This window comes from Azospirillum sp. Marseille-Q6669 (assembly GCF_965111635.1).
Genome location: NZ_CBCOOP010000005.1, coordinates 654313 through 671450 on the forward strand (window position 1 = coordinate 654313; position 17138 = coordinate 671450).

At 70.3% G+C, this 17138-nt stretch carries 14 protein-coding genes; 4 read left to right on the forward strand and 10 right to left on the reverse strand.

Translation table 11 applies throughout. From position 1 onward, the window contains the following. Positions 1 to 199: 199 nt before the first annotated feature. Together ACWPXE_RS28410 and ACWPXE_RS28415 are read left to right on the forward strand one after the other, a co-directional pair. Positions 200 to 2152 (forward strand): right-handed parallel beta-helix repeat-containing protein, encoded by a 1953-nt coding sequence (locus ACWPXE_RS28410; RefSeq protein ID WP_454020496.1) that lies wholly within the window; start codon positions 200 to 202, stop codon positions 2150 to 2152. Between the two features lie 4 nt (positions 2153 to 2156). Then, a complete protein-coding gene (locus ACWPXE_RS28415; RefSeq protein WP_454020497.1) occupies positions 2157 to 2759 on the forward strand; it encodes a demethoxyubiquinone hydroxylase family protein in 603 nt (200 codons plus the stop codon). 6 nt (positions 2760 to 2765) lie between these two features. On the opposite strand, the gene ACWPXE_RS28420 is transcribed toward ACWPXE_RS28415, so the two are convergent. From ACWPXE_RS28420 to ACWPXE_RS28455, 8 genes are all read right to left on the reverse strand, one after another. Then, positions 2766 to 3914, reverse strand: a complete 1149-nt coding sequence (locus tag ACWPXE_RS28420) for a glycosyltransferase family 4 protein (RefSeq protein WP_454020498.1) — start codon at positions 3912 to 3914, stop codon at positions 2766 to 2768. After that, complete coding sequence (locus ACWPXE_RS28425; RefSeq protein ID WP_454020499.1) at positions 3914 to 5125, reverse strand: glycosyltransferase; 1212 nt, start codon at positions 5123 to 5125, stop codon at positions 3914 to 3916. Before ACWPXE_RS28425 ends, ACWPXE_RS28420 begins: the two co-directional genes overlap by 1 nt. Beyond that, the gene (locus ACWPXE_RS28430; protein ID WP_454020500.1) at positions 5122 to 6393 is read right to left on the reverse strand and encodes a glycosyltransferase family 4 protein; all 1272 of its coding nucleotides are present in this window, start codon (positions 6391 to 6393) and stop codon (positions 5122 to 5124) included. Before ACWPXE_RS28430 ends, ACWPXE_RS28425 begins: the two co-directional genes overlap by 4 nt. Further along, on the reverse strand, positions 6300 to 7388 hold the full coding sequence (locus tag ACWPXE_RS28435; protein WP_454020501.1) for a GDP-L-fucose synthase family protein: 1089 nt from the start codon (positions 7386 to 7388) through the stop codon (positions 6300 to 6302). The genes ACWPXE_RS28430 and ACWPXE_RS28435 overlap by 94 nt, the downstream gene beginning before the upstream one ends. Positions 7389 to 7402: 14 nt before the next feature. Then, positions 7403 to 8401 carry an NAD-dependent epimerase/dehydratase family protein gene (locus ACWPXE_RS28440; protein ID WP_454020502.1) on the reverse strand — a complete coding sequence of 333 codons (999 nt, stop codon included), beginning with the start codon at positions 8399 to 8401 and terminating at the stop codon, positions 7403 to 7405. A 68-nt stretch (positions 8402 to 8469) separates the two neighbouring features. After that, a complete protein-coding gene (locus ACWPXE_RS28445; protein ID WP_454020503.1) occupies positions 8470 to 9825 on the reverse strand; it encodes a nucleotide sugar dehydrogenase in 1356 nt (451 codons plus the stop codon). Positions 9826 to 10058: 233 nt separating this feature from the next. Further along, positions 10059 to 11504: a flippase gene (locus ACWPXE_RS28450; RefSeq protein WP_454020504.1), complete on the reverse strand. Its 1446-nt coding sequence runs from the start codon at positions 11502 to 11504 to the stop codon at positions 10059 to 10061. Positions 11505 to 11646: 142 nt separating this feature from the next. Then, positions 11647 to 13920 carry a GNVR domain-containing protein gene (locus tag ACWPXE_RS28455; protein ID WP_454020505.1) on the reverse strand — a complete coding sequence of 758 codons (2274 nt, stop codon included), beginning with the start codon at positions 13918 to 13920 and terminating at the stop codon, positions 11647 to 11649. Between the two features lie 227 nt (positions 13921 to 14147). On the opposite strand from ACWPXE_RS28455, the gene ACWPXE_RS28460 reads away from it, so the two are divergent. Then, complete coding sequence (locus ACWPXE_RS28460) at positions 14148 to 14840, forward strand: Crp/Fnr family transcriptional regulator (protein WP_454020506.1); 693 nt, start codon at positions 14148 to 14150, stop codon at positions 14838 to 14840. Positions 14841 to 14917: 77 nt separating this feature from the next. Continuing rightward, a complete protein-coding gene (locus ACWPXE_RS28465; protein ID WP_145625410.1) occupies positions 14918 to 15109 on the forward strand; it encodes a YgaP family membrane protein in 192 nt (63 codons plus the stop codon). Between the two features lie 79 nt (positions 15110 to 15188). Here the strand turns inward: ACWPXE_RS28465 and ACWPXE_RS28470 are convergent, their stop codons facing one another. After that, positions 15189 to 15773: an ActR/PrrA/RegA family redox response regulator transcription factor gene (locus ACWPXE_RS28470; RefSeq protein WP_014239303.1), complete on the reverse strand. Its 585-nt coding sequence runs from the start codon at positions 15771 to 15773 to the stop codon at positions 15189 to 15191. 14 nt (positions 15774 to 15787) lie between these two features. Next, positions 15788 to 17119, reverse strand: coding sequence for an ActS/PrrB/RegB family redox-sensitive histidine kinase (locus ACWPXE_RS28475; protein WP_454020507.1), 1332 nt, complete (start codon positions 17117 to 17119; stop codon positions 15788 to 15790). Positions 17120 to 17138 lie beyond the last annotated feature (19 nt).

Sequence of the window (17138 nt, forward strand, 5' to 3'; positions counted from 1 at the left end):
GTGCCGGCCCTCGGGAGCGACGGCGGCACATCCGGAAGCAACGCCGCCGGCCCCGGTCGGGTCCCCCCGTCCGGGAGCGCAGACGGCGAGGTCCGCCCGGTCAGGGCTATCCGCAGGGCACCTTCGAGGCACCCCGTCCGCGCTTTTGCTTCATCCGGCCCCCGCCGCCAGTTTCGCTGGGGTGCCGAACGGAGATGATATGACGCGCCGGATTCCTGGACTCTTCGCGGGCGGGCTGTTGTGGCTGGTCCTCTTCCTGGCTGGTCCCCACCCGTCCCTTGCGGCCGAACCGGCGATCCACGTCTCGCCCCAGGGCGACGACCGCTGGTCCGGGCGGGTTGCCGCCTCCACCCTGGACGGACGGGACGGCCCGGTCGCCACGCTGGGCCGCGCGGTGGAGGAGGCGCGCAAGCGCGGGCTGCATCTGGTTCTGCTGCGCGGCGGCACCCACCGGCTGACCGACACGGTGACGCTGGGTCCGGAGGATTCCGGGCTGCGCATCGCCGCCTTTCCCGGTGAAACCCCGGTCCTGTCGGGCGGGGAGGTGGTGACGGGCTTCAAGGCGGAGCGGGACGGCGTCGTCTCCGCCCCGCTGGCCCGCGAGCCGGGGCTGGACGTGACCGCCGGCGGGGTGCGGCTGCGCGCCGCGCAGAGCGGCGCCTTCGACCCGCAGGACCCGATCCGCAGCGGCTGGTTCATCGCCCAGCAGACCAAGGGCGGCGGCGACAAGCGGCAGTTCCGCTTTCCGCCCGGCACCGTCCAGGCGGCCTGGGCGGTCCCCGGCGTGCGCGTCCAGGCGCTCGACCGCGAGCGGCAGGCCGATGACATCCGCGGCATCGAGCGCATCGACCGCAACGGCACGCTGGTCCTCGACCGCGACGGCTGGTACCCGTTCCGCGACGGCAGCACCTTCCGCCTGCTCGGCCATCCCGACTTCCTGAAATTCCCCGGCCAGTTCGCCTGGAGCGCCAAGGACCGGCGCCTGCTGCTTCGCCCCCACGACCCGGCGGCCTTCGCCCGCGACGGCGAGGCGGTGGTGGCCCGCACCGCACCGCTGATCCAGGCGGAGAAGACGGACTCCATCACCCTCGACGGGCTGTCCTTCGCCGACGTGCCCTACAACGGGGCGGCGGTGCGGCTGGCCGGCGGTTCGGGGCACCGCGTCCTCGACAACCGTTTCTCCGCAGTCGGAACCGGCATGCTGCTGGTCGGCGTCGCGGACAGCGAGGTGCGCGGCAACCGGCTGGAGCATCTGGGGCGCAGCGGGATCGAACTCACCCCGGGCAGCGCCGGCAACCGCATCGTCGCCAACACCATCCGCCATGTCGGCGAGGTGAACTTCTACGGCGGTGGCATCATGAGCGCTGGGGTGACCCGCACCCAGATCGCCCACAACGACATCCGGCACGCCGCGCGCTACGGCATCTCCATGAAGAACTGGAACCCGGAGACGAAGAACACCGACAACGTGATCGAGTACAACCGCATCCGCGACATCGGGCGGGAGACCGCCGACCTCGGCGCCATCGAGACGCTGGGGCGCAGCGACATCGACACCAAGCTGGTCATCCGCTTCAACGACATCCGGGGAACCGGCGGGATCGCCACCGACGCGGCGGGGCGCTGGATGACCCGCTACAAGGGCTTCGGCGTCTATCTGGACGACCTGACCAACGGCGTGCGGGTCGAGGGCAATTTCCTGGAGGACACCGGCTGGGCGTCGGTCTTCATCCATGGCGGCGATGGCAACCGGGTGGAGAACAACATCGCCGTGCTGACCGACGAGCGCGACCGTTTCATGCGCTTCGAATGGGTGCCGAAGGCGGGGACGGCGGGCTTCCTGCGCGACAACGAGGCCAGCCGCAACCTGATCCACGCCCGCGTCCCGGTGGAGCAGCTGGTGACCGCGCTGACCGGCGGCGAGTACCGGCTGGAGAACAACATCTTCGACCGGCCAGGCCGCGGCCTGCGCGCGCCGGGGGCACCGGTGGAACGCACGCAGGCGCGCTCCGTTCAGGGAGGCAACCAGCCGGACCCCTATTTCATGAACCCGTCGAAGGACGACTACCGTCTGCGCCCGAATTCCCCCGCCCTGAAGATCGGCTTCCAGGAGCTTCCCTGGTCGCGCATCGGTCCGGAAGGGGCGCGCTGAGCCCGTGGACACGCTCAGTCCGTCGCCCAAGCCCTTGGCCGAGGCCCCGCCATCCGCCACCATCGGGCTGGCGCCGCCGCAACTCGACCTGTCCGCCCTGCCGCCGCGCATCCTGCGCGAGCTGCGCGCCAGCCATGTCGGCGAGACCGTGGCGGTCGCCCTCTACGACGGCGTCGCCGGCGCCACCTCCGATCCGGACGTCCTGCGCTTCGCCGCGTCCCACCGAAGGGTCGAGCGGCGGCACCTGCGGCTGTTCGAGGCGGTCCTGCCGCCAGAGAAGCGCAGCGCGCCGCTGGCCTTCTGGCGTTGGTCGGGCCGGGTGATGGGCGGGCTGCCGGCCTGGCTCGGCCCGCCCTATTTCTACGCGGTGGTCGCCGGGGTGGAGGCGTGGGTGGACGGGCATTACGCCCGGCAGATCGCCCTGGCGCGGCGGCTCGCTCCCGATCCGGATCTGTTGAATTTGCTGGAGGCCTGCCGCCTCGACGAGCGCCTCCACGCCCGCGACGCCGCCCGGCTGGACCCGGCGCCGCCCTGGACCGCCCGCGCGCTGGCGTGGCTGGCGGTGCTGCTGTCCCGCGTGGGGGTGATGGCGGCGCGCTGGGTGTGAGGGCGCTCAGCCCATGGCGCGTTTTGGCCGGACGGCGGTTCCGGCGGCTTCGGGCAGCGGGCCGGCGATGCGGTCGAGCAACGCGTCGAGGCCGCTGTGCCCGGACTCGTGGGCGGCGCGGGCGCGGGCGTGGGCCTGCTCGGAGGCCAGCGCCAGCGCGTCGCGGTCCTTGGCCCACAGGCGCAATGCCGGGAGCACCGCCTGGATGAAATCCCGGTCCTGCGGGACGAGGCCGGGACGGGGAATGTCGCTGCCGATGCAGCCGCGGTCATAGGCCAGCACCGGCACGCCCGCCGCCATCGCCTCGAACAGCACCAGCGGCTGCGCCTCGTTGCGGTAGCGGGTGGGGAAGACGAAGACGTCGATGTCGCGGTAAAAGGCCGCCTTGGCGTCGTCGTCCACCGGGCCGCGATACTCCACGTCGCCGTCGAAGGCCACCAGCCCCGCCGCGACCAGCGCATTGTCCATGCGCCCCAGCCCCGGCCCGGCCAGCACCAGCTTGACGTCCACCCCTTCCGACCGCAGGGCGCGCAGCAGGGTGAACAGCGTGTCCAGCCCCTTGTCGGCGCACAAGTTGGACAGGTGGCCGATGCGCAGCGGTCCGGACTTGCCGTGGCGCGGCCGCGGCACCGGCGGGGTGAAGATGGCGTTGGAGACGCTCATCGCCGTCTTGGCTGCCGGGTAGAGCGCCTGGAACCGCGCCTGCATGGCCGGGCAGAGCAGCACATGCATGCAGTCCGTGCCGGCCAGCCGGGTCAGCAGGCTCATCCGCCACGTAGGTTTGGAGATGGTGGCGAAGGAATGGTGGTGCAGCGTCCGTTCATAGCCGAACAGCCGCGCCGTTCCGGCCAGCGCCGCGGTGTAGAAGATCCCCAGCCCCGAATCGACGGGCATGTAGAAACGCCGTCCGGGGATCGTCGCCCCGGCCGCCAGCCGCAGGCCCGCCAGCAGGACGCGCGTGGCCTTGGCCGCGTGGTAGCGCAGGCCGCCGCCGTTCCAACCCGGCGACAGGTCCGCGACCTCCACCGTGGCCTGCACCGGCCCGCGATCGCGCAGGCGGTCCAGCACCAGGGCGGTGACCCGACTCATCCCGTCCATGGGCGGGGGAAGGCGGCCCGAGACGACGATGTGGGGGGTGTTGCGGCGGTCGGTCATCAGGCTTCGCTTTCACGAGTGCCCTTGCGGGCGCTTTCATCGGTGCTTTGGGCGGCGCCCTGGTCGGCATCCTTGCGGGCGCCCAGGCTGTGCAGGGCCTTCTCCACGGCCTCCGCGAAATAGCCGGCGTCGGCCAGCGCCTGGAATGGGCGGCCGTTGAGGCTGAGGCGGCGCCATTCCGCCTCGTCCGACGCGACGGACAGCATGTGGCGGGCCAGCCCCTCCGGGTTGTCGGGCTCGACGATGTGGCCGTTCAGCCCGCTGCGGATCAGCACGTCGCGGGCGCCGCACTGGTCGGACAGGATCGTCGGCACGCCCATCGCCAGCGCCTCGTTCACCACCAGCCCGAACTGCTCCTCCAGCGAGGGCAGCAGCAGGCACAGGGTGGAGCCCAGCGTCTCCGCGATCCCCTTCTCCTGAAGGAAGCCGCGGAAAAGGATGTGCCCCTCCAGCCCGCGCCGGGCGACCTCCGCCCGCAGGTCCGCCTCCAGCGGGCCGGAGCCGCAGAGGTGGAGGGGCCGCGCCGCGTCTCCGGCGAGCCGGCGGTAGAGGTCGTAGGCCTCGACCGCGCGGAACAGGTTCTTCTTCGGCACGAAGCGGGCGATGATGGTGAAGTGCCGCTCCGCGAAGGGCACGCCGTCCGGGGCCGGGGTCATGCCGGACAGCCGGCGCACCCGCTCCAGCGACAGGGTGTCGTAGCCGATGAACAGCCGGTCCTTGGGCAACCCGAGGAAGCGGTAGTAGTCGACCGTGCGGTGGCTGCCCCCGATCGCCGCCTGATAGGGCTTGTAGAGCAGGGACTTCAGCGCCTCGCGCCAGAGGACGCGCGGCTTGTCGTCGAACTTCGAGGCGTTCATGTTGACGACGCGCCGGCCCATCAGCCGCATCGTCACCGCCAGGGCGAAGACGTCCGGCTCCTCGTAATGGCAGAGGAAGACATGGCTGGCCCCCGCCTTGCGGCATTCGCGCAGCAGGGCGCGGTAGACCTGGAAGGCCGGAATGTCCGCCTTGGAGCGTCCGGGGAACAGCGTGACCTTGCGGAACTGCTGCCCTTCCCCGGTGGAGTCCCAGGCGTAGGTGTGGGACTTCGACCCGACCTCCAGACCGACCACGTCGTAGAGATGGCCGAGCCGACGGCCCACCGCCTCCAACCGGTCCATGTGGTAGGGGCCGAACATCTCCCAGGAAAAGACCAGGGCGGGCTTCGTCATGCGGCGTCGTCTCCCAGCAGCAGCGCGGCGTAGCGCGCCAGGACGGCGCTGCGGCTGGCGTTGCCCTCCACCCAGGCACGGCCCCGGCGGCCCATGGCCGCGCTCCGGGCGGGATCGTTCAACAGGTCGGCCACGGCCTGCGCCATGGCCTCCGGCGCGTCGGGCGGGGTGCGCAGGAAGGCGTCGATCTCCGTCCCCAGCCGGTCGAGCGCCGAGCCCGGCAGGCAGGTGCAGACGAAGGGCCGTCCGGCGGACAGGATGGTCACCGCCTTGCCCGGCATGGCGAAGGCCGCCCCCTCCGGACGCTGCGGCACCAGATGCACGTCGCCCTCGGCCAGCCCCTCGGCGAGGCGGTCGGAGGCGATCAGCGGGGCGAACTCCACGTTGGGCAGCGCCATCGCCTTGGCCTGGGCCTTCAGCTCCTCCTCCAGCCCGCCCTGGCCGCGCAGCAGAACGCGGGCGTCGGGGCGCAGCGCGTGGAGGTGGCGGGCCATCTCCAGCACCTGGTCCAGCCCCTGCTTGCGGGCGAAGGCGCCGCTGTAGAGCACGGTCGGCGGCTGGCCCTCGGGCCGGGGCAGGGGGCGGACGGCCTCGGCGTCGACATGGGGCGGGATGACCGTGATCGGCCGCCGCACGCCGAGGTCGCGCAGCACGTCGGCCATCGCCTCCGACAGCACGACGATGCCGTCGGCGCGGTTCAGCGCGGTGCGCTCCACCGCCTGGATGGCCTTCAGCGCAGCCCCGCCGCCCATCCCCAGCGCGCCAGCGAGGCCCGACTGGATGTCGTGGACAATGGCGATGTGCCGCCCGCCCGGCGCGCGGAAGCGGTCGGCGACGGCGACGCTGAAGATGGAGGGGCAGAGCGACAGCACCGCCTTGTGCCGCCCGACTCGCCCGCGGGCGCGCGCCGCCAGGAAGCCGGCGTGCAGCACCCCCTCGTGGATCAGCCGGCCCTTCATGCCGCCGCCCTTCGGCGGGATGGTGAACAGCCGCTCGATGCGGACGCCGTTCACGGTGCGGCGGTCCTCGGCCCCATCGGCGTAGCCGTCGTAGATGGCTTGGCCCGGATAGTTGGGGCGGGCGGTCAGCACGGTCATGTCCGTCCCCGCCGCGGCGAAGGCGGTGGCGAGGTCGGTCATCATCGGCGCGCTGCCGGCCGGTTCCGGCCAATAGCTCATCGCCACCAGCAGGACCGATGGCGGCAGGGCGGCCGGAGCCATCGTCCCAGCGGAGACGGGGGTGCGCAGGGGTGTGGAGTCATCGGGCATGGGTGGTCACTCCGCGGCTTCGCCGGTCGTTGTGGCGGCGGATCCAGGGGCGGGGCGGGGACCGGCGGGGCGGCGTTTTCCAGGAACCACGCGTAGGTGCGGCGGAGCCCCTCCTCCAGCCCGACCTTGGGGCGCCAGCCGGTGGCGAACAGGCGCGACACGTCCATCAGCTTGCGCGGGTGGCCGTCCGGCTTGCTCAAATCCTGGGTCAACGTTCCCTCGTAGCCGACCACCCCGCGGATCAGCCGGGCCAGATCGCCGATGGCGATGTCCTCGCCGGGGCCGACGTTGATGATGTCCTCCCCGTCGTAGCGTTCCATCAGATGCAGGCAGGCGTCGGCCATGTCGTCCACATAGAGGAACTCGCGCCGCGGCGTGCCGGTGCCCCACAGGGTGACGCTGGGCGCCTGCTCCATCTTCGCGTCGTGGAAGCGCCGGATCATGCCGGGGATGGCGTGGGAGCCCTCCGGGTCGAAATGGTCGCCGGGGCCGTAGAGGTTCGACGGCATGGCGCAGATGGCGTTGAAGCCGTACTGCCGCCGGTAGGCTTGGCACTGGGTGATGCCGGCGATCTTGGCGATGGCGTAGGGCTTGTTGGTCGGCTCCAGCGCGCCGGTCAGCAGCGCCTCCTCCTTCAGCGGCTGCTCCGCGAACTTCGGGTAGAGGCAGGAGGAGCCGAGGAACAGCAGCTTCCTGACCCCCGCCCGCCAGGCCGCGTCGATGACGTTGGTCTGGATCAGCAGGTTGTCGCGGATGAAGTCGCCGCCGAAGCGCTCGTTCGCCAGGATGCCGCCGACCTTGGCCGCTGCCAGGATCACGTAGTCGATCTTTTCCCGGTCGAAGAAGGCGCGCACCGCGGCTTGGTCGGTCAGGTCCAGCTCGTCGCGGCCACGCAGCACGAGGTCGCTGTAGCCGGCCTCCACCAGACGGCGGACGATGGCCGAGCCGACGAGGCCGCGGTGCCCCGCGACGAAGATGCGGCTGTTTCGCTCCATGGGTCTCGGTTCCCTTATTCGGCGGCGCTGGCGATCGGGGCGTCGCCGTCGCGGCTGCGGGCGGCGTACCAGTCCACCACGCCGGGCAGACCGTCCTTCAGCGGGATGCGCGGCGTGTAGCCGAGCGCGGACAGGCGGGCGATGTCGGGGCTGCGCCGCTGGGTGCCGCCGGGGGCGGGTGGCCCGATCTGGATGTCCGCGACCCGTCCGAGCACGCCGACGATCTGCCGGGCGAGTTCGGCGATGGAGATCTCCTCCGGGTTGCCGACATGGTAGATGCCGAGATGCTCGCCGCGCTCGATCACCGTCATGATGCCATCCACCGCGTCGTCGATGTGGATGAAGGCGCGGGTCTGGGTGCCGTCGCCCTGGATGGGGAAGGGCACGAGCACCTCCGGGCTGCGGTCGATGGCGGCCACGGCGCGGCGCACGAACTCCGGCACCACATGCTCCCACCCCATGTCGGGGCCGTAGACGTTGTGCGGGCGGAAGATGGCGACGCGGTCGAAGCCGCTGCGGCCCCAGTTGACCGCCAGAAGCTCCGAGATCAGCTTCGACCCGCCGTAGCTGTAGCGCGGGTTCAGCACGTCCGGCACGACCAGCGGGATGTCCTCCGGCGTCGGCACCGTCGGCGGGGTCTGGTAGGCCTCGGAGGAGGAGGCGACGACCAGATCGCCCACCCCGTTCGACCGGCAGGCGTCCAGGACGTTCAGCATGCCGCGCACGCCGACGTCCAGCACCACCTCCGGTTTCTCGTAGAAGTGCTTGGTGCCGTTGACGGCGGCCAGATGCAGGACGCCATCGACGCCGCGCACCGCCTGCTCCACCGCCGCCGGGTCGCGGATGTCGCCAGACACGAATTCGACCGCGTCCACGGCGTCGCCGAGCCGGCGCGGGTGGCCGCGGGAGTTGTCGTCGAGCACGCGGACGCGGTGCCCGTCGCGCACCAGCCGGCGGACCAGGGCGGCGCCGATGAAGCCGCTGCCCCCGGTCACGAGATAATGTTTCGGCATTGTTCTTTCCTTAGGCGACAGCGTCAAGGGACGCTTCTTCAAGCGACGTTCCTTCAGGCGACATTTCTTCAAGCGACATGGGCGAAGCGGGCGGCGCCGTGGCTGCCCAGCGCCACGTAGGCCGTGCCCTCGGGCAGGTCCACTTCGCGGCTGTTGAAGTTGTTCCAGAAGTCGTAGATGACCCCCGGCCGGTCCATGCGGCGCGCCAGATCGGGCAGCGGCATGGAGGTGAAGACCGGGTGGTTGTTCAGGATGACGGCGAGGTTGGCGCCCTCCACCGCCTCGGCCATGCTGTTGGCCGGTTCCAGCCCGAAGCCACGGATGTCGTCCGCCGCCACCACCGCGTCGAAGCCGCGCCAGCGCGCCTTGGGGAAGCGGGTGCGCAGCTCCTCGAACAGCGGCTTCGCCATGGTGCCGCGCAAATCGTCGGTCGCCGGACGGCCCTTGAAGGCGAGGCCCATCAGGCTGATGGTCGGCTCCTGCGGGAAGCCCTGCATGGAGCCGGTCAGCCGCTCCAGGAAGTGCGACACCTCGACCGGCTGGCTTTCGTTGATGCGGCGCCCGGCGGCGGTGATGTCCATGTCCACCCCGAACCCGCGGGCGGATTCGATCAGGATGTGCGGGTCCTTCTCCAGGCAGGGGCCGCCGACCGGACCGGGCAGCGGAAGCTGCGTGCGCGGATAGCCCAGCTTGCCCGCCCGCGACACCTCCAGCGCCGACACCTCCATGGCGTTGCACAGCCGGGCGATCTCGTTGGCGAAGGCGAAGGTGACGTCGCGGTAGGTGTTGTCCACCAGCTTGATCATCTCCGCCGTCTCCAGCGTCGAGACCTTGACCGTCGTCGGGGTCAGCATGCCGAAGATCTGCGAGGCGCGGGCCGCCACCTCGACGCTTTCCGCGCCGATGATCTGCGGAAGCTGGTTCAGCTCGACCAGCGCCTGTCCCTCCAGCGTGCGCTCGGGGCAGAAGGCGATGTCGAAGCGCTTGCCGGTGCGCCGCAGGATCGGCGCCACCACCTCGCGGGTCGTTCCCAGCTTCACGGTGGAGCGCAGGATGACCAGGTCGCCGTCGTGGATGCGGTCGGCCACCTGACGGGTTGCCGCCTCGATCATGTCGGTGCGCACGCGGCCGTCGCGGTCCAGCGGGGTGCCGACGGTGATGATGAAGACGGTGCAGTCCCGGCACCCGTCCGGCGTGTGGCCGAAGGTAAACCGCCCGCGCTCCATCACGTGACGAAGCTTCTCGGCGAGGCCAGGCTCATGGAAATGGGGGACGCCGCGGGCCAGCTTGTCCAGCACCTCGTCCCGCACCTCCACGCCGTGCACCTGGAACCCCGCGTCCGCCATGGCGACGGCCAGCGTCAGCCCGACATAGCCGAGACCGAGCACGCAGACGTTCCGGTCGGGAAAGGACTTTGGGAGCATAGTCTTTCGATCCTGCTTAGTGATTGGAGCATGCATCCAAAGGCGCCGCCGCCATCCGCCACCCGCGCCATGCGCAATCCGAACGTCTTGCAACGCGGCATTGTTCCGGCCATTCGGGGTGGCGTGAATTGGCTATGCCGTTGATCGGGAATTGTTTTGTTCGTGGTACCCCGGACCGGCGGCAAGGGTGCGTCCGGTCGGCGTCCTTCGGGATTCGGGATGAGGCGGGCGCATCATGCCGCTGCCATGATCAGCCGGCGCAGCCGCGACGGACGCACCAGCCCGGTGAGCAGAGCCGCCAGCGCGTAGACCGCGACCAGCACGCTGCCGCCGATCAGCAGCGCGGGCAGCGGGTGCGCGGGGGCCATCAGGTCGGGCAGCGCGTGGGTCAGCCCCATGGTGGCCGCCATGGCGAGTGCTGCGCACAGTGCCGCCCGCGCGGCGATGCCGAGATAGAGCTGGCCGACCGCCCGCCGGTGCAGCCAGGCGAGTCCGGCCATGGCGGTCAACTCCGCGACGATGGTGGCGGCGGCGGAGCCCTCGATCCCGTAGCGTGGGATCAGGATCAGGTTCAGCGCCGCGTTGGTCAGGCCGCCGACCAGGATGGCGGTCATGTATCCGGTCTGCCGGTGCCAGACGAGCAGCGGGTTGCCCATCGTCAGATTGATGTGGACGATGGCGACCGCGATCATCAGCAGCCGCAGCGTGTCGGCGGCCGGTGCGTAGGCCGGGCCGAAGACGGTGCCCAGGATGGCCGGCGCCAAGGTGAAGCCGCCCGCCGCGATCAGCGCGCCGATGGACAGGATGGTCGCGGCGTAGTCGCGCATCCGCGCCTGCATCGCCTCGCGGTCGCCATAGGCGGCGGCGAGCTGCGGCATGAAAGCGCTGAGGATGATGTTCCCCGCGGTCAGCGACAGCACCAGCAGTTTGGTCACCGCGGCGTACCAGCCGACCTCCGTCTGCGGGGCCATGAAGCCCAGCATCACCAGATCCAGGTGCGAGAACAGGGCCCAGGCGAAGACGCTGACCGCCATCGGGGCGGAGGTCTTCAGGATGTCCCGCCACTTGGCGAGGTCCACCCGTGGCCGCGGCATCCGGAAATCGCGGCTGAAGCGGGCCAGCATCAGGGCGGCGTTGATGACGAAGGAGATGGCGGTGATGCCGGCGGCGATGGCCAGATCGTCCGGCCCGCGCACCAGCGCCAGCACGGCGACCATGTTGCCGAGCGACGTGCCGATCTCGCGCACCGCGATGACGCTCATCCGCTCCGTCGCCTGATAGACGAAGTCGAGCAACAGCGCGTTGCCCAGCAACTGCACCGCCTGGACCAGCAGCACCGCCTTGACCAGCGCCGATTTGTCGAGCTGGAGCACGAACAGGGCGTAGAGCCCGCCGACCAACACGGCCAGCAGCATCCGCAGCGTCAGCACATGGTCCGCCAAATCGGTGGCCTTTTCCCGGTCGCGGGCGATCTCGCGCACCGCGTAGGTGGAGAGGCCCAGATTCACGAACAGCGCGGCGTAGGCGAGCATGGAGGTGCCGAAGCCGAGCACGCCGAACCCGTCCGGTCCGAGCGCGCGCGCGGTCCAGGCCGTGGTGATCAGCCCGCTCAGCAGCGTGGCGACGCGGGCCAGCCCCAGCGCGCGGATGTTCAGGAAAATGCGTCGTCCGGCGGTCATGGGTCTTTTCGGATGTAAAGGGACGTGCGGGCGGCGGGCCCCCACCCAACCCTCCCCCGCTGCGCAGGAGAGGGCTTTTCTCCTCCCCCGGGGGGAGGTCGGGAGGGCGGCCCGACGCCGTCGCTTTTCTCCAACGCCGCCGTCAGTTCGCGTAGTAGCGGCGGTAGCCATGGTAGCGCCCCCTGTCCGGGAACTCGTACTGGGCGTGGCGGCGGATATCGACCTGCGAGAACAGGACGCCGACGACCTCGCCGCCCGCCTCGACGATCTCCTTCAGCCCGGCCATGGCGGTCTCCCGCTTGGTCTTGCCCCAATGCACGATGAAGACCGTCTGGTCGGCCAGCGCCGCCAGCAGCTTGCCCTCCGACACCGCCAGCACCGGCGGGCTGTCCAGGATCACCCGGTCATATTCGAGCGCCAGCCGCGAGATGAGCTGGTGCATCCGGCTGGAGCCCAGCATGTCCTGCGGCAGGGCGGAGCCGCGGCCCGACGCGATGAAATGCAGGCCGGTGCGCGGGTCGGTCTGGATCACCTCGTTCGGCGCGCATTCGCCGGACAGCACCTCGTACAGGCCGTGCCGGTTCTCCAGCCCCAGCATCGGGTGCAGCCCCTTGCGGCGCATGTCGCAGTCCAGGATGATCGTCTTCTGGCCGGCGTTGGCGCAGATGCGGGCGAAGGCCGCGGCGATCGAACTCTTGCCCTCACCGGGGACGGAGGAGCTGAACAGGATCACCCGCTGGTGGCCGTCCGGGTTGGCGAGCAGCAGCGTGGTGCGCAGGTTCTGCATCGCCTCGGCGAAGGCCGACATCGGCTTGTCGATGGCGTAGGCGGCGGGCGACGTGCCGCGGCGGCGACGCCCGATGGCCGGGACGATGCCCAGCGAGCGCACGCCGGTCGCCGATTCGAATTGGTGCGGGCTGCGGAAACCGCGCTCCGACTGCTCGCGCAGCATCGCCAGCAGCACGCCCAGCGTGGCCGAGGCGACCAGGGCCAGCAGGACGATCATCTTCTTGTTGGGCTGCGACGGGTTCAGGGGGATCGCCGCCTCCGACACGATGCGGGCATCGGGCTGCTGGATCTCGGTCTGGCCGGCGATCTCCTGGAAGCGCGTCAGCATCGCCTCGTACATGGTCTGCGAGGTCTCGGCGTCGCGCTCCAGCGTGCGCAGGGTCACGTTGGATTCCTGCTGCTGGTTGCGCTGGGCCTGGAGCTGGTCGAGGTTGGTCTTCAGGGCGGCCTCGCGTCCCCGCTCGACCTCCACCTCGTTGCTCAGGTTCTGGACGATGCGGCCCACGTCGGCCTTGATCTGGCCCTGCAGGTCGCGCAGCTCGCTCTGCAGCGCGGTCAGCGTCGGGTGGCGGGCACCGTACTTGTTGGCGGCGTCGGCGATCTTGCGCTGAAGCTCGACCTCCTGCTGGCGCAGCGCCTGGATCAGGGGGGAGCCGAGCACGTCGCCGATGGCCGACACGCCGCGCGGGCTCTGCGCCAGGGTGGTCACCTCGCGCAGCTTTGCCTCCGCCTCCTGCCGCTTGGTGCGGGCCAGGACGTAGCTGGTGTTCAGCTCAGCCAACTGCTGGGCGATCAGGGTGGTTTCGCCGTTGGCGTTGGTCAGGCCGCTTTCGGCGCGGTACTTCTCCGCCGCCTCGCCGGTCGTCTTGGCCTCGCGCCGCAGCTCGGTGATGCGCTCCTCCAGCCAGGCCGTGGCGCGCTTGGCCGCCTTGAACTTCTCGTCGAGCTGGTCGACGAGGTACATCTCGCCGATGGTGTTGGCGATGAGCGAGGCCTTGCGCGGGTCCTCGCTGTCGAAATCCACGGCGATGACGTAGGACCGGCCCTGCGGGCGCACCGCCAGATTTTCAATGAAGCTGTTGACGACCGAGGTCCGCTCGTTGGCCGTCTTCTCCTCCGGGCTCAGCGCGATCTCGGGCCGGTCGCCGCGGGCGCTGTTCCACCAGGAGTCCGGCACCAGGTTCTTCGGGTTCAGGTAGTAGAACCAGTTGGTCTGCTCGGGCCGCAGCGCCGCGTTGAACTCCGGATCGTTCATCAGGCCGAGCTTGTCCACCACCTTCTCCGCGAAGGCGGGGGATTTCAGGATCGCCACCTCGCTCTGCAAGGCCCCCAGCTCGGTCGAGAGGCCGGAGACGACCTCCTGGTAGTTCATCACCTGGTTCTTGCGGTGCTCCACCATGATCAGGGTCTGGGCGGTGTAGAGCGGCGTCATGCGCAGGGCGACGAGACCCGCGATGCCCGTCCCCAGCACGATCACCGTCCCGATCAGCAGCTTGTGGCGCAGCAGCATGCCGGTGGTGCGGCGCACCGCGCTGGCCGCCGCGGTCGACAGGTCGAACGAGACCGGTGCCGAAACCGGTGCCGCCTGCCGCCGCTGGGGTTGATCCTGAATGTCCTGGGTGGCCAAAGCGGGTTCCTCCTCGCATGCCGAACGGCACCCCGTTCGGGGCGTTACGATTGCCTAGAACGCCATCGACCGTCCGGCCGTTTCATGCTGCCCGGAGGGCATATGGTGGGGAAGACACGCTCATTGGGTACCCTCCCCGGAGACGCCATTGGGTGGACCGGTCCTTTGGGTGGACCGGGGAAGCCCCTTCGCGGATAATGGTCATGGTCGATCGAAGGGGACCGGACATGCTGCCGCAACATGTTGGAAAGATTGACGCCGACTGGGCGGGCGCGTTCCCGGCGCTGTCCGCCCTGGAACCCGACGCGCGAGCCCTTCTGCGCGCACAGGGGGGGCGGATGGCGGTGCCGCGCGGTACGGTGCTGTTCCGCATAGGCAGCCTGTGCCACAATTTTCTCATGCTGCTGGACGGCACGGTGCGGGTCCAGATGACCGCCGAAACCGGGCGGGAGATCGTCCTCTACCGCGTCGGGGCGGGCGAGACCTGCATCCTGACCACCGCCTGCCTGATGACGCGCGCCGACTACAGCGCCGAAGGGGTGGCGGAGACCGATCTGGAGGCCATCGCGCTCGGGGCCGGCGCCTTCCATGAACTGCTGGCGCGCTCCGCAGTGTTCCGCGATTTCGTCTTCGCCTCCTTCGGCACGCGGCTGCTCGGCATGATGATGCTGGTGGAGGAGGTGGCCTTCGGGCGCATCGACCTGCGGCTGGCCCGTTTCCTGGTCGATCACCGCGACGCGCGCGGCGGGCTGGACACCACCCATCAGACGCTGGCGGTCGAGCTGGGCACGGCGCGCGAGGTGGTCAGCCGCCAGTTGAAGGAGTTCGAGCGGCGCGGCTTGGTGGAGTTGTCGCGCGGCCGCGTCGCGGTGCACGATCCCGACGCGCTGCTGGCGCTGGAGCGCACGGACGGCGTGTGACGGAGTCACAGACCGGCGGGCGGAAAGGGGCTTGGATGGGCGCACAAACCGCCCACACCGCTCCATAAGGTGCAACCATGCCCGTCAACGTCGGCACCATCGACCGCGCGCTGCGCGCCATCGTCGGCCTCGTCCTGATCGCCCTCGTCTTCGTCGGCCCGCAGACCCCCTGGGGCTGGATCGGCCTCGTCCCGCTGCTGACCGCGGTGGTCGGCTTCTGCCCGGCCTACACCCTGTTCGGTGTCAGGACCTGCTCCGTCAGGAAGTGAACCGCCGCGCGGCAAAGAAAAAGGCCCCTCTCCGCAAGGACAGGGGCCTCTTTTCGTTTACGGTCCAGCGAGGGGGGCGTCACCCCCGAGGGGCGTGCTTGTTCAGGATGCGCTGCAGGGTGCGGCGGTGCATCTTCAGCCGGCGGGCGGTTTCGGAGACGTTGCGGTCGCACTGCTCGAACACGCGCTGGATGTGCTCCCACCGCACGCGGTCGGCGGACATCGGGTTTTCCGGCGGGGAGGGCAACGGGCGGCCGTCGGCCAGCAGGGCGGATTCCACGGCGTCGGCGTCCGCCGGCTTCGGCAGATAGTCCACCGCGCCGGCCTTCACCGCGGCGACCGCCGTGGCGATGTTGCCATAGCCGGTCAGCATGACGATGCGGGCGTCGGGGCGGGCGTCGCGCAGGGTCTTGACCACGTCCAGGCCGCTGCCGTCGGCCAGCCGCAGGTCGACCACCGCGAAGGCCGGCGCCGATTCCTGGGCGACGTCGATGCCGAGCTGCACGCTGTCCACGGCCACCACGTTGAAACCGCGCTTTTCCATGGCACGCGCGAGGCGGGTTCGGAACGGCGCGTCGTCGTCGACGATGAGGAGGCTGCGGGTAACGTCACCCGTGAACGTCAGCTTGGCGGTTTCGCCCGTTGGACTCTCGTCCGTGGTCATCGCGCTATCCACCACTAGTCCTCTGGTTCTAAGACACCACGGTCCCAACGTACGACAACTCGCGCGCCGCCGCTACGGTTATTGCTAAAGGCTACAAGGGCACCCGTTTTCTCTAGCAGCGTTTGTGCAATAAAGATTCCCAGCCCCATATGGCCCGACCGCTCGCTTCTTGCGGACAGGTAGGGCTCGCCGATGCGGCTCAGCAGATGGGCGGGATAGCCCGGCCCGTCGTCCATCACCACCACCGTCGCGGACCGGGCATCCCAGGAGGCGGCGACCGTCACCCGCCCATCGGCGAACTGGTGGGCGTTCTGGATGAAGTTGCCCAGGCCGTGGATGATCTCCGGGCTGCGGCGGACGATCGGCTCCTCCCCCACGGAGCCGTCGCTGCGCTCGACCGTGAACTGGATGTGGCCCAGCCGGTGCGGCGCGCCCGCCGCCTCCACCAGCGCGGTCAGCGGCAGCCGCTCGAACGGGTCGCCGCCGTCGGCCTCCGGCTTGCGGGCCAGCTCCGCCAGGATCTCGCGGCAGCGCATCACCTGGCTTTGCAGCAGGGAGACGTCCTCGGTGTAGGGGCTGTCCGGCGGCATGTCGTGCAGAAGCTCCTTCGCCACCACCGCGATGGTGCCGAGCGGCGACCCCAGTTCGTGCGCCGCGGCGGCGGCCAGCGCGCCCAGCGAGGACAGCCGCTGCTCGCGCGCCAGCGCCACCTGCGAGGCCGACAGGGCGTTGGCGAAGCGCCGCGCCTCCTCGGCCACACGGAAGACGTAGCCGCTGATGAAGCCGGCCGACACCGACAGCGACAGCCAGATGCCGAAGGCGTAGAGCGGGGCGACCGAGGGCATCGGCTCCGGCCAGGGCAGCGGGAAGTGCCACATCGCCAGCACGGTTAGGCAGACGAGGTTGAGCCCGGTCAGCAGAACCACGCTGTAGCGCGACAGGATCGCTGCGGCCACCGTCATCGGGGCGAGCAGCAGGATGGCGAAGGGGTTGGCGAGGCCGCCGGTCAGATAGAGCAGCAACGTGAGTTGCAGCATGTCGTAGCCGAGATAGAGCGCGGCGTCCCGGTCGGCCAGCCGCAGCCGCCCGCCGCGCTGGGCCATCGCCACGAGGTTCAGCAGGACCGAGGCCCCGATGGCCGCCAGCACCGGCCCCAGCGGCAGCGGGAAGCCCATGACGAGCTGCACCGTCGCCACGGTGGCGAGCTGCCCGATCACGGCGATCCAGCGGATCAGGATCAGGGTGCGCAGCGTGACGCGTCCGTCCAGGTTGGTCCACTGCGCCGGACCCGGCCGGCCGGCCTGGGTCATGGCGTGGCGAAGGGAAGCAGCGGCGGTTGCGGACATGAACGGACTTTCCGGCAGG

Bases quoted from the DNA above. Each gene is read 5' to 3' on its own strand.
- ACWPXE_RS28410 (WP_454020496.1), top strand. From the start codon at position 200: ATGACGCGCCGGATTCCTGGACTCTTCGCGGGCGGGCTGTTGTGGCTG.
- ACWPXE_RS28420 (WP_454020498.1), bottom strand. From the start codon at position 3,914: ATGACCGACCGCCGCAACACCCCCCACATCGTCGTCTCGGGCCGCCTT.
- ACWPXE_RS28425 (WP_454020499.1), bottom strand. From the start codon at position 5,125: ATGACGAAGCCCGCCCTGGTCTTTTCCTGGGAGATGTTCGGCCCCTAC.
- ACWPXE_RS28430 (WP_454020500.1), bottom strand. From the start codon at position 6,393: ATGCCCGATGACTCCACACCCCTGCGCACCCCCGTCTCCGCTGGGACG.
- ACWPXE_RS28435 (WP_454020501.1), bottom strand. From the start codon at position 7,388: ATGGAGCGAAACAGCCGCATCTTCGTCGCGGGGCACCGCGGCCTCGTC.
- ACWPXE_RS28440 (WP_454020502.1), bottom strand. From the start codon at position 8,401: ATGCCGAAACATTATCTCGTGACCGGGGGCAGCGGCTTCATCGGCGCC.
- ACWPXE_RS28445 (WP_454020503.1), bottom strand. From the start codon at position 9,825: ATGCTCCCAAAGTCCTTTCCCGACCGGAACGTCTGCGTGCTCGGTCTC.
- ACWPXE_RS28450 (WP_454020504.1), bottom strand. From the start codon at position 11,504: ATGACCGCCGGACGACGCATTTTCCTGAACATCCGCGCGCTGGGGCTG.
- ACWPXE_RS28460 (WP_454020506.1), top strand. From the start codon at position 14,148: ATGCTGCCGCAACATGTTGGAAAGATTGACGCCGACTGGGCGGGCGCG.
- ACWPXE_RS28465 (WP_145625410.1), top strand. From the start codon at position 14,918: ATGCCCGTCAACGTCGGCACCATCGACCGCGCGCTGCGCGCCATCGTC.
- ACWPXE_RS28470 (WP_014239303.1), bottom strand. From the start codon at position 15,773: ATGACCACGGACGAGAGTCCAACGGGCGAAACCGCCAAGCTGACGTTC.
- ACWPXE_RS28475 (WP_454020507.1), bottom strand. From the start codon at position 17,119: ATGTCCGCAACCGCCGCTGCTTCCCTTCGCCACGCCATGACCCAGGCC.